This is a genomic window from Allobacillus sp. SKP2-8 (genome assembly GCF_007559355.1).
GTDB classification, from domain to species: Bacteria; Bacillota; Bacilli; order Bacillales; family Alkalibacillaceae; genus Allobacillus; species Allobacillus halotolerans.
This window is the reverse complement of sequence record NZ_VMHF01000003.1, coordinates 166,005-177,341: the sequence shown is the minus strand read 5'-3', so window position 1 is coordinate 177,341 and position 11,337 is coordinate 166,005. Positions and strand designations below refer to the sequence as shown.

At 38.2% G+C, this 11,337-nt stretch carries 18 protein-coding genes; 3 read left to right on the top strand and 15 right to left on the bottom strand.

The window, feature by feature from the left end; translation table 11 throughout:
• The first annotated feature begins 144 nt into the window (after positions 1-144).
• Entirely contained in the window at positions 145-654 is a 510-nt protein-coding gene (locus FPQ10_RS05600; protein ID WP_144161525.1) for a hypothetical protein, read from the top strand.
• Between the two features lie 39 nt (positions 655-693).
• Here the strand turns inward: FPQ10_RS05600 and rpiB are convergent, their stop codons facing one another.
• The 6 genes from rpiB to spoIIR all read right to left on the bottom strand — a co-directional run bounded on the left by rpiB (position 694) and on the right by spoIIR (position 4,820).
• Positions 694-1,134, bottom strand: a complete 441-nt coding sequence (gene rpiB / locus FPQ10_RS05595) for a ribose 5-phosphate isomerase B (protein ID WP_144161521.1) — start codon at positions 1,132-1,134, stop codon at positions 694-696.
• 21 nt (positions 1,135-1,155) lie between these two features.
• Positions 1,156-1,590 (bottom strand): low molecular weight protein arginine phosphatase, encoded by a 435-nt coding sequence (locus FPQ10_RS05590; RefSeq protein WP_144161518.1) that lies wholly within the window; start codon positions 1,588-1,590, stop codon positions 1,156-1,158.
• A 127-nt stretch (positions 1,591-1,717) separates the two neighbouring features.
• Positions 1,718-2,260, bottom strand: coding sequence for a manganese efflux pump MntP (locus tag FPQ10_RS05585; RefSeq protein ID WP_255439720.1), 543 nt, complete (start codon positions 2,258-2,260; stop codon positions 1,718-1,720).
• 378 nt (positions 2,261-2,638) lie between these two features.
• Complete coding sequence (locus tag FPQ10_RS05580; RefSeq protein WP_144161515.1) at positions 2,639-3,661, bottom strand: L-threonylcarbamoyladenylate synthase; 1,023 nt, start codon at positions 3,659-3,661, stop codon at positions 2,639-2,641.
• 59 nt (positions 3,662-3,720) lie between these two features.
• Entirely contained in the window at positions 3,721-4,152 is a 432-nt protein-coding gene (locus tag FPQ10_RS05575; protein WP_144161512.1) for a hypothetical protein, read from the bottom strand.
• 92 nt (positions 4,153-4,244) lie between these two features.
• Positions 4,245-4,820, bottom strand: a complete 576-nt coding sequence (gene spoIIR / locus FPQ10_RS05570; protein ID WP_144161507.1) for a stage II sporulation protein R — start codon at positions 4,818-4,820, stop codon at positions 4,245-4,247.
• 129 nt (positions 4,821-4,949) lie between these two features.
• On the opposite strand from spoIIR, the gene FPQ10_RS05565 reads away from it, so the two are divergent.
• Together FPQ10_RS05565 and FPQ10_RS05560 are read left to right on the top strand one after the other, a co-directional pair.
• Positions 4,950-5,510, top strand: coding sequence for a GNAT family N-acetyltransferase (locus tag FPQ10_RS05565; RefSeq protein ID WP_144161504.1), 561 nt, complete (start codon positions 4,950-4,952; stop codon positions 5,508-5,510).
• Positions 5,494-6,012 (top strand): GNAT family N-acetyltransferase, encoded by a 519-nt coding sequence (locus FPQ10_RS05560; RefSeq protein ID WP_144161501.1) that lies wholly within the window; start codon positions 5,494-5,496, stop codon positions 6,010-6,012. The genes FPQ10_RS05565 and FPQ10_RS05560 overlap by 17 nt, the downstream gene beginning before the upstream one ends.
• Before the next feature lie 112 nt (positions 6,013-6,124).
• Here FPQ10_RS05560 and FPQ10_RS05555 read toward each other — a convergent pair whose 3' ends face one another.
• The 9 genes from FPQ10_RS05555 to FPQ10_RS05515 form a co-directional block, all read right to left on the bottom strand.
• Complete coding sequence (locus FPQ10_RS05555) at positions 6,125-6,400, bottom strand: hypothetical protein (protein WP_144161498.1); 276 nt, start codon at positions 6,398-6,400, stop codon at positions 6,125-6,127.
• A gap of 108 nt (positions 6,401-6,508) precedes the next feature.
• Entirely contained in the window at positions 6,509-6,697 is a 189-nt protein-coding gene (locus tag FPQ10_RS05550) for a helix-turn-helix transcriptional regulator (protein WP_144161496.1), read from the bottom strand.
• Entirely contained in the window at positions 6,687-7,019 is a 333-nt protein-coding gene (locus tag FPQ10_RS05545; protein WP_255439724.1) for a hypothetical protein, read from the bottom strand. Before FPQ10_RS05545 ends, FPQ10_RS05550 begins: the two co-directional genes overlap by 11 nt.
• Positions 7,020-8,375: 1,356 nt before the next feature.
• The gene (locus FPQ10_RS05535; protein WP_144161487.1) at positions 8,376-8,633 is read right to left on the bottom strand and encodes a hypothetical protein; all 258 of its coding nucleotides are present in this window, start codon (positions 8,631-8,633) and stop codon (positions 8,376-8,378) included.
• 162 nt (positions 8,634-8,795) lie between these two features.
• Positions 8,796-9,005 (bottom strand): hypothetical protein, encoded by a 210-nt coding sequence (locus tag FPQ10_RS05530; RefSeq protein WP_144161484.1) that lies wholly within the window; start codon positions 9,003-9,005, stop codon positions 8,796-8,798.
• A 78-nt stretch (positions 9,006-9,083) separates the two neighbouring features.
• Positions 9,084-9,398, bottom strand: coding sequence for a hypothetical protein (locus FPQ10_RS12965; protein ID WP_222103053.1), 315 nt, complete (start codon positions 9,396-9,398; stop codon positions 9,084-9,086).
• A gap of 11 nt (positions 9,399-9,409) precedes the next feature.
• Positions 9,410-10,321: an ABC transporter ATP-binding protein gene (locus tag FPQ10_RS05525; protein WP_144161481.1), complete on the bottom strand. Its 912-nt coding sequence runs from the start codon at positions 10,319-10,321 to the stop codon at positions 9,410-9,412.
• Positions 10,322-10,323: 2 nt separating this feature from the next.
• The gene (locus tag FPQ10_RS05520; RefSeq protein WP_144161478.1) at positions 10,324-11,022 is read right to left on the bottom strand and encodes an ABC transporter permease; all 699 of its coding nucleotides are present in this window, start codon (positions 11,020-11,022) and stop codon (positions 10,324-10,326) included.
• Between the two features lie 25 nt (positions 11,023-11,047).
• Entirely contained in the window at positions 11,048-11,335 is a 288-nt protein-coding gene (locus FPQ10_RS05515) for a hypothetical protein (RefSeq protein ID WP_144161475.1), read from the bottom strand.
• Positions 11,336-11,337 lie beyond the last annotated feature (2 nt).

Here is an 11,337-nt window from a genome sequence, read left to right as displayed (position 1 = left end):
GGTCGTCATTTTGATTCCTCCTAGAATCGAAGTCATCCATATTCCATTGTAACAAATTTTCAGTCATTTTTGGTTGGAAAATTGACTGTATTTTTATGATAAACTAATTACAGAATCCTTTTTGATTAGGACGTGTATAAAAAAATGGAGTTAATTGTGTTTTTAATTTTTATTTTCATTATTTCCATCAGTTTGATTTTTCCAATGGTGTTTAAAGGCGAGCGAAAAGAAAAACCGGATGACAAAGCCAGTATTTGGCTCGTTAGTTTCGTCTCTTTCCTCCTCGCATTACTCATCACTGCAATTTTCGGTGGCTTAGCGCTCGTGTTGCTAGGTACATTAAATGTTGCAAACGTCATGTTCTCAATCGACGTATCGGCATCAAAATTAATCGTCTTAACGGTTTGCTATTTTATTTATTTGTTTACAATTGAAAGCGTTCCTGAAACAATCATTAACTTCCTTATTAGCATTAAATTATTTCAACAAATTCTACTAGCACTTGTCCGAATTCTCGTCTTCGGAATGATCGCCGCGTTGGTTGGCTTGAATTATGAACAATCTCTACTGATTGCTACGGGGAGTGCGATCGTCCTTCTGATCATTGAATTGCTTTATGATTTCAAGCAAAAATCCGACCAACCTTCTCAATAAATGAAAACTGGCCGTCCTATTCAGACGACCAGCGGCTTTTTACTGTTCTTCAAATTGTTTAATTTTATTGACTCGGTTTTCGTGCCGACCGCCGTCAAATTCTGTTTCCAAAAATGCCTTAACTATTTCAATAGCTAGTCCTGGTCCAATAACACGCTCTCCCATAGCTAGCATGTTTGCATTGTTGTGCTGGCGGGTTGCTTTCGCGCTGAATACATCATGTACTAACGCGCAACGGACTCCCTTCACTTTGTTGGCGGAAATGCTCATGCCGATTCCCGTGCCGCAAATGACGATTCCATAGTCGAACTCTCCTTTGGCAACACGTTCGGCTGCTGGGATGCCGTAGTCCGGATAATCAACTGACCCTTCGCAGTCACATCCGATATCTTCAAATTCAATCCCTAGTTCTTCCAGTAAATTCGAAACTTCTTGGCGTAAATTTTTCCCGCCGTGGTCTGATGCTAAGATGATCTTCATTGTGGAGTCCTCCCTCAAAGTCTAATCCATTTGATCGATGTGTTTTTCAATCTCATTCAATGTTTCGATATACGTATCAATCGACAACCCAATCGGGTCGGAGATACTGATATTTGTATTTTCCTCATGAACTGGCTGAACATATTCAATCAAGGTAAAAATTTTATCTCGATCGGTTGGATAATCGCTCATTAACATGACTTTATGATCTTCTGTCATGGTCAAAACCAAATCCGCCCAATTGATTAGATCCTTCGTAAGCGGTTGAGAGGCATGGTTAAAGGTAATTCCTTTTTCTTGTAGCGCTTCAATCGCTTTTGGATTGGCTGCTTGTCCATGTCCCGCAAAAACTCCGGCGGATTGCACTTCCAAATCTGGGCGTTTATGCTTTAACATTGCCTCGGCCATCGGGCTCCGGCACGTATTCCCTGTACAAACGAATAACACTCGATTCAATCCAGTTCCCTCCTGTTGACGTCTACTCAAAATATACCATACATTGTCCCGAAAACGGTAGCTATTTGCTGGAATTATGAACATAAAAAAATGCCCGGATTCGCAGAACAAATCCAAGCGTAAATGATTACAACACCATTTGAATGCCGAGCCCCAATAAAATCAATCCACCGATCGCTTCAGAGTATTGACCGAATATGTTAATCCCTTTACGCGATAAAATCATCCCAAGTGTCGCCAAAAGAACACTCATCAATCCGATCAATAGTACGACGACAAACTGAGAAATACCGCCCATTCCCATACTTAATCCAACCGAAAAACTATCCAAACTCACAGTCAGCGCAAGAGCCGCCAACCCGGAATACTTCACGTATTTCTTCATATCTTTTTCGAGTACTGTCGCTATAATCATTTGGACACCGATCATAATCAGTAGCCAGCCGGAAATAATGTTTGCGATTACACCGAGTCGATCGGAAATCATTTCACCGAGTAGAATTCCACTGAGAGGCATCAAGATGTGTAAAAAACCAACCATGAGGATAAAAAATAAAATTTTTCTTAGACGAATTTTCATCAGACCTATTGAAAGACTAACCGAAAAAGCATCCATACCTAGCGCAAAAGCGATTAGAATAAAAGGTGTGAATGTATCAAAAACAGCCATCATCATTTCCATCTCCCATCAACCGGACATGCTATTTCAATGTATGCACTCTTGGTGATGTTTAGAAGAAATTTAAGATGGCTGATTCAGTTTTTCTAGGTAAAATTGTAGTCTTTTCCTTGAAAAGACTTCCTTTGTTTTTTGCTGGTGTAGCGGTGGATAGGCGGATATGCGCCCTTTCGTGGGATTTATGCTCCCATCATTGGGTGATATGCTACCTAATTTTTCGGATATGGGACCAAAAGCAAAATTTATGGGCCCATATGCGAATGATATGGGCCCTTCTTAATATTATATGTGCCTTGGGCGGGCTAATCACAGTTGACTTGTGACCCTCTCACGATATGGGCCCGCCAAACAAATATATGTGCCTCGTAACTATTTGATCTCGCTTGCCGCTCGTTCCAAACGATTCATTAATGCTTCGCCGATTCCTTTTTTTGAAAAAGATTCAGCTAACACGACGTCGTAATCATGCTCATCGATCTCTCTTAATTTTTGATAGAGCTTTTGGGTGATTTCGGCTATGTCCTCTCTTGAACCTAAAATGAATGGCTGTTCCAAGTTCATTTCGTGTGCTCGTTCTAAACTGACAAGGTAGCCTACTTTTTTGCCTTGGTCTTTCAACTGGTTAGCAATTACCGTCATGTTCTCCGCTTCACGCACGAGCCAAACTGCTGTGTCTGGCGCATAATGTTTGTATTTCATTCCGGGCGATCGCGGTTGCTCGCTAGCTGCTAACTTTCCGGTTACGTCAACCGGTCCGATCACCTGCTCGATTTGTTCGCGGGTCACGCCGCCTGGCCGTAAAATCATTGGAGTTTCCAACGAACAGTCAATTACGGTCGATTCAACACCGACTCCGGTAGTCCCTCCGTCGACAACGCCATCGATTCTACCGTCCAAATCCGTCATGACGTGCGCAGCCGAAGTCGGGCTTGGTCGTCCGGAACGATTGGCGCTCGGTGCCGCGACCGGGATGTTCGCTGCTTGCAATAACGCCCGACCGATTTCATGATCCGGTATACGAATGCCTACCGTGTCTAAGCCTGCCGTTACATGGCCAGCTAACTGGTTGCCTACAGGTAAAATGATGGTGAGCGGCCCCGGCCAAAAGGTTTCCATTAATTGTTTTGCGTGATCAGGCACCTCTGTAACAAGTTCAGAAACTGCTTCAACATCACCAACATGAACAATAAGCGGATTATCCGCGGGACGTCCTTTTGCTTTGAAAATGTTCTTCACCGCTTGGTCATTTCGCGCGTCTGCGCCAAGCCCATAAACCGTTTCTGTCGGGAATGCGACGAGCTTTCCGTCTTTCAGCCAATCGGCCGCTTCGTTTAAGCTATTATCTTCAGGCGTATCTATTTTCCATTGTTTCGTGGTGTGATTCACTTCCATCTCGTTCATCCTTTAGTTTTTCTTCTCTTTATTATGCGTGGAAAATAGACATCTTGCAATTATGTGCTTTTCGAAACGGGCTGCAATTTTTTCTCATACCATTCTCCTGGAAGCTCTTCATTCAACGGGGTTTCATAGATTTTTTTAAATTGAATCAGTTCTAGTAATTCTGCGCGCACTTGGTCATTTACGCTGACGATCAAAGATTCATACCCTTGTCGTTCCGCTTCTTCCGCGATCCAGTCAAACACCAACAAGAAGACAGCCATTTTGGTATTTGAACGAAACATTAATAATCGTCTTAGCCAAGCATGTGACCCTTCGACCGGTTCAATAACAAAAAAACATAACTTTTCTTGTCCGAACTCCATAAAAAAACCATGCTCTCTCGCCCATTCTTCTTTCAATAATTCCTTCTTTTGCTGATCATCTTGAAAAAATTCATCAATTTCCTGCTCTGAACAATGCTCGAGTTTTGTTACTTTGACCATTTCTTCACCTCATTTGTTCTGTTTCTTAAAAAATATGAGGCAAAGTTGGTAATTATGATTCTTTATAGAATTTTAATAGAGTGAACACTACTTTATGCGAAGAACGAGACAATCCCTTTAATCCATTCCCACAAGAAAAATTTCACTTCGGGCTCTTCCTCTTCTTCATCGTCGTGCTCAAGTACTGTCGTGCCATTGGCGAAGTCAACAAAGCATAACGGCGGAAATAACACGCACCACCAATTGTCTCCTTTACCTTCTCCAATCGTAATCAATACAGCTTCATAGGTGCCACCTGGATAAATATAATTGTCATAGATTTTATCCGGAAATTCGACGTTTCCGAAGTCTAGTTGATAGGATTGATCGGTCACAATTTCTCCGACGAGCTCTTCCAATTGCGGCATATTGTTTTTGATTGTCTGACGAGCTTTTTCAACAGACGTTAACTCTTCAACCCATTCCGTAATTTGTTCACTGACGGCATCGCGGACTTCTCGCTTGATTTCTTGATCTCTTTCATCATTCGAGTTTGCCAAAATTCTTAGACGAATCGCTTCATCTGGAATCACCTGGCGTTCTTCGTTTCCTTCGTGAGCTACTATTTTTGGGTAAAACAGTTGTACTGAAATCAATAAAATCAATGTAATAACGATAAATCGCTTCATTTCCCCTCAACCTTTCTCGTAATCTATTAATCTCATTCTCGCCGGCTTCATAAAGGTCTATACATCGAATGTGATAATTGTTATGATAAGTTCAATATTTTTAAGAATTACGGTCGGGAGGCGGAATGGATGTTTACATATGAAGTGGATGAGGAAATATCATTAAAATTAATTGATGAAGGCGATGCTGAAACGGTCTTCAAGTTGACAGATCAAAGTCGAGATTACTTACGAGAATGGCTTCCATGGATTGATATGACGACTGAAATTGGCGACACGCGGAATTTTATTAAAGCTTCAAAGAAAATGTATGCGGAAAGCAAGGGGCTGAACACCGTTATACTCTATAACGGAGAAGCGGCAGGTATAGCAGGTTTTAACGAAGTAGATTGGCAAAACAAAATCGCCTATATCGGCTATTGGCTCGGGGAAGGCTTTCAAGGAAAAGGCATTATGACACGCGCAACCCAAGCGCTGGTTGATTATGCATTTGAGCAGCTGAACCTACATAAAGTTGATATTCGCGCGGCGGAGGAAAATCAAAAAAGCCGTTCGATTCCAGAACGTCTCGGATTTCAGGAAGAAGGAAAAATTCGTGCGGGTGAGTTGTTGTACGGGAAGTATGTCGACCATGTCGTATACGGGTTGCTGAAGGATGAATGGGAGAAAATGAATGCTAGTGAAGCATAGGAATATAACGATTCGAAAAATGAAGGATGAGGACCTCCGTTTGATGGTGAAATGGTTAAACGATGATCAAGTATTGGCTTTTTATGAGGAGTCACCTTCTGATTGGAATCGTATAGTGAAAAAATACCGACCACGGATTGAAGGCAATCATTATGTGACACCTTGTATAATTGAACACGACGACCAGCCAATTGGTTATATCCAATATTATGAGATCCAACCAAATAAGCTAGATGAATACGGCATCCTAAAGAGGAATGATACGCTTTATGCAATCGATCAGTTTATTGGTGAACCAGCGTTGTGGGGTAAAGGAATCGGGACACAAATGATTCAAATGGTATTGAGTGAATTAAATCGGAAAGGTGCCACAAAGGTATTGTTAGAAGTGAATCCATCAAATCGACGAGCCATTCGAGCTTATGAGAAATGTGGATTTCGTAAAATAAAAGATCTTGAAGATCACTCGTTGTTAATGGAGTGGACTCCTGACAGTAATTAACCGCATTGTTTTTGCTTGAACACTCAGCAAAAACGATGCGGTCTTTTTATTAGGCTCTGGTCTTTATATGCGATATTAGTGCAAAACACGCCCATTTCTGGAGCAAAGCACCTCATAAACCATCAACATATTGTTTTGCCTCTAACAATGAAAGCCCAAAGGCTTGCCTTACCTCTTTAACAGCTTGAACTTCTTTTCCCTCTTTAAGCAGAACTCGCAGTTTTTCATTTATTGGATGTTCAGGTACATCCACGTGGCTAGTGACCTGGTCCAGTGTAAACTTCAGGCTTTTAATCCTAGTTTCAAGGAAATTAAGTTTGCTGGAAACAGTAGTGATAAGTAAAAAAATTATTACTACTAATCCCCCTATAATTATTAGCTCTGTCAATACATTCCCTCCTAATATCACTGTGAAAATATAAACCTTTGTCCAATTAAATGGACCTATTGAAGAATATTTTGCTAAGCAATCGCGCCCATTTGCTTAAATAAAAAATTAAGGTTTAAATAAATCGTCAACTTTCACATTCAATACTTGAGCGATCTTAAATGCAAGCTGCAAGGTAGGATCATATCGGTCGTTTTCTATTGCGTTAATTGTTTGTCTTGTTACCTTACATTTCTTTGCTAATACATCCTGCGTAAATCCTTTACGTTTTCGAAATTCCAAAATTTTATTTTTCATTGCTGCTCAACCGTCGACGATTAATTATATAAAATACAATATAACTACCGATAAGAACAAGCAAATAGAATAATTCCGGTTGTCCGAATGGAGCATCTTTTAATGGACCGGTCCTAAGATTAAAGATGTCAAATATAATATTGATGATAAATACAACAAATATAAATGTCCAACTGCCTACGATAGCCTTATGTTTAATTAACTCAGACCTTTCATCATCTCTTGCTCCATATGTTTTATCTCCTGTCAACCAACCGATAATCCAAAATAATATTAATCCTACAAGAAATATTACAACCCATTCAATAAACAAACATATCACCTCATCGAAATGTAAAAACATCTTTCCATTTTATTTTATAAAAATCATTTTATAATGTCAAAATGTTTTTACGTTTTATGTAATCCAAACCAAATAAGATGGATGAACACGACATCCTACTGAAAAGCCATATGCTTTATGGAATCGATCAATTTATTGGCGAGCCAACGTTATGGGATAAAGGGAATGGGACTGATATTGAGCGAATTAAATCGCATAGGTGCCACAAAGGTGCTGTTGGAGGTGAACTCAGCAAACAGACGGGCCGTCCGAGCTTATGAGAAAAGCGGATTTCATAAAATAAAAGACCTCGAGGATCACTTGCAGTTAATGGAATGGACCCCAGACAGCAATTAACCGCATTGTTTTTGCTTTAACACTCAGCAAAAACGATGCGGTCTTTTTTAATAGGCTCTGGTCTTTATATGCGATATTGGCGCAATTTCTTATTATAGAATCGCTCCCGCTTCCAGAATACTACTTATCAAATACTTCTTGATTCTCGAATACCTGTCTTCTTGTATAATGGCGAATCGAAAAACCATAGATCGTAAATAACAGCAATACTAATACCCATATAGCGTTTCTATACGTTTCATATGGTATGTTCGTTATAATACGATGATAAAGTTCCAAGGCAAGCCAGCCAACAGGAAATACAGGTAGTGCGTATTTAGCTGATATGGCTAATATTATTTTCCCTTTTTCGTTTTTGGAATTCTCGCTTCTTGAAAATTTGATATGTATAATAAGAGCATATATAAAAAATGGAATTATCAATGCGCCTATAATAAGCATTAATCATCGAATCCCCCTTAAAATAGTTCTAACATTAGTTCCCTTTTATTCTGCTATGTGGCCCAATTGAAACGTAGTCCTTACTAAGTAATTGCGCACATCTATAAAAGATCATTAAATTTAAAACATTTAATCATTAGTAATTTTTAATATTTATAAGCTGTACATGTATAGCTACAAGAACTTCATCTGGTATATTTGTATGGAATTTCTTTACTTCAGGCCCAGTGCCTCTTCCATAACTACGCCCAATTGATGTATAACTTTCTTCTAGGAAAATATTGAAATTAGTAAACTGATAGCAAAAAGAATAAATGCAAACAGTATCGTTAAGTACATTATTAACTCAAGTGAGGTAAGTTTTCTTTGTTTTTTAGTCTTTTCTAAATCCCTTAGATAAAAACCAGCACTTATAATAAGCAAGGCGCTAGCTACAACTCTTAAAATTTCCACTAGAAGATCCAATTATATAACCCCTCTTCCCCAAAGCATTTTTCCGTTAAATGGCCCTATTCTGGAATATCTTATTCGTTTATTGCGTACGATTGCTGATAGATACTATTTTACTGAGTCAACAATTTTTTTCGCATCTATCAATGACAAACCGTATTTCTCTCTCAATGATTTCACAGTCTTTACTTCCGTTGAACTTTTTAATATTTCTTTTGCTTCATTTTTCATATCGTCATATTCTCCAGTTTTCTTCAAAAGCCTAAGGTTTTCTTTTTTTAGAGCACTGTTTTGACTCATTAAACTGATACCCCAACCTAAGAGCAAAAGCATAATTAATATTGAGCTTATTTCTGACCACTGCATCTAAATGACCTCCCTATAATTTAATTTTATTTTATAATCTGGACCGATTCTAACTCAAACCTTGCGCGACAACCGCGCGCGAAGCAATAGAGGTGTCGAGCCTGCTAGCATTCAAGCTTACATCCCCTCCTAATTAACTTTCTGCTACATTTTCATTATTATTTAGGTAATACGCTCAAACACTTTTATAAAGATGAATGGTAATGCTGTGGCTATTGAAACACCAATCATAGTGGAAGAAGCTACTAATAGTCTATATTTTTGTTTTGATATTTCCTTCCTCTTTAATGCAATATTTAGTGCCTTAATCATTGTACTAATCGTCATACAAATAATTATTATTGAATTAAGACTAACTAAAAATACCTCCATATTTTTCTCTCCAATCGTCAACACCTTTTATAAATAAACTATGTAGTTAAATAGCCGTTTTGTTGAAGAAAAATAATTCTATATTTTAAAATTACTTAGCCCTAATGTATCATAAGTTTCTGTGTTTTGAAGAAGATTTCCTAAAATAATCAAGTCTTTTTTTGTTACGTTATTGCTTCGATCTTGAATACTGGTTCTAAAACTTCCTTGTAGAAATGCGATGCCAACTAAGTGTGTGGTCGATTTCGTCAGACGACTTGAAGGGCTGGATAGATATGTCATGTATTTACTTCCGAGTTTGTCAGGAATTACTGTTCGGAAAGAAAAAAGCCAATTTCCATACTGATTTTTCAGCAAGGAAATTGGCTTTGATTTCACTTGAAGACGTCTCAAACGATGATCACTTAAGCATTCATAAAGACGTCTTCTAAAGAACGTTCCTCCACTTTCATCTCATACAGATGAACATCCGATTGAATGATCTCTTTGGATACTTCTGGCAAATCTTCTTCTGAAGGTACCTGCAAGAGCGTATAATCTTTTTTAGTTTCCATAAAAATTATGTCTGTGTTCATTTTCTCGGACAGTTTTTGAATATCATTTTTCTGCAAAATCGGTTTTGTTCTAACGGAAATCGTAACACCTGCAGCTATTCCCTCTTTTAATTGACGTGGGGTGCCTAGTTTTTTAATAACACCATCGCTTAGAATGCCGACCCGATCACTTACTTTATCGATTTCATCTAAATTATGTGAGGTAAGAAAGATCGTTTTCCCTTCTTCCTTCAACTTTATCACTAAGTCTCGTATGTTAATTGCTGATTCTGGGTCAATTCCCGATGTTGGCTCATCTAAAATAATTAAGTCCGGGTTTCCTAATAACGCTTGTGCTATGGAAATTTTCTTTTTCATACCAAAGGAGTATGACTTGATTTTTTTCTGTTCGCCGCCCTCTAAGCCAACTTCTTTCATTAACGTTTTCAACTCTGGCTTGCTACGCTTATCGCCAGCTAACTTACCCATGTAGCGTAAAAAGTTTAACCCTTTCATATTTTCATATAAATTAGAGACGTCTGGCATAACACCTATTCTTTTTTTTACATTATTTAGTTGGCTATCTGAAATGCCCATTATCGTAAAAGAGCCTGCGCTTTTATTCGTTATACCTGTAATCGTATGAATGAAGGTAGATTTCCCAGCGCCATTATGGCCCACAAAACCAAAAACTTCGCCTCGGTAGATCTTTAAGTTGATATCCTTTAAAACTTCTGTCGTTCCATATTTTTTTGTTAAATGATTCACTTCAATTATATTCATGTCTATAAATCCTTCCTTTGCATGATGAACACAGCTATTAAAAGGTAGATCAATCCAATAGCGATGGGAATGAGCATCAAACCGTTCGAACCTTCTAAATATCTATAAGGTAAAAAGTATTTGAAAGGGACTAAATACCATTTATTCGAGACAGCTGAAGCTAGCCCTAAAATCGGTAAGGCAATACCGAATAGAATACCTAAGAACATCGTTAACTTTGACTTTGTGAATATGGTGGAAACTAAAACGACAAAGCTGACAATATAAAATAAAAATACGAAGGAATGAAAATAATCTTTCAAAAACCACGAACCAGAGATGATGAATATAACTGCAAATGATATCGTTATCGTAGCAAGCCAAAATAACAATGTGCCTAAGAATTTACCTACCACGATCTGCATTCTCGACGTTTTCGTCACGAGTAAACGCATCGTTTTTAATTCGATTTCCTTGTTGATCAAATCATGAGACGTCGCAAAAACAAATAGAAACCCGAGTATTAATACGATGAGAGCGATTGCAGCTGTATATACTGTTCCTTCCTCACCACCGATTTTTACAATTTCTTGAATCAAACCTGGGTTGCTATCAATGAACGTAGCTGATTGATAAGATACAAATGTAATAAATAATATAATTAGGATGGACCGCACACTTTTAAAAGAGTCAAGAAACTCTCTTGTTAATATATGAATCATTTTGTTTTCTCCTTATTTCAACTATTTACCTCAAATCATGAGATGTCATTTTATCCAATTCTTGTTTTCTCTTTTTTTCGAGAGATTCTCTACCTGATATCCAACCTCCCAGTAAAATTGTTGTGCCTAAAATGGCAATAAACCAAAAGTCTCTTGAACCGACATCTATTAACCCTGAAAGACTTAGATATATTAGGAATGCGACATAACTTACTGGTAGTATTGCTCCCCAAAATGCTTTATTTCTTGTTGAAAGAAAGTGTTGGAGAACCAGTATAAAAATTGCCAATAACATATTAAGTGACCAATGCATTT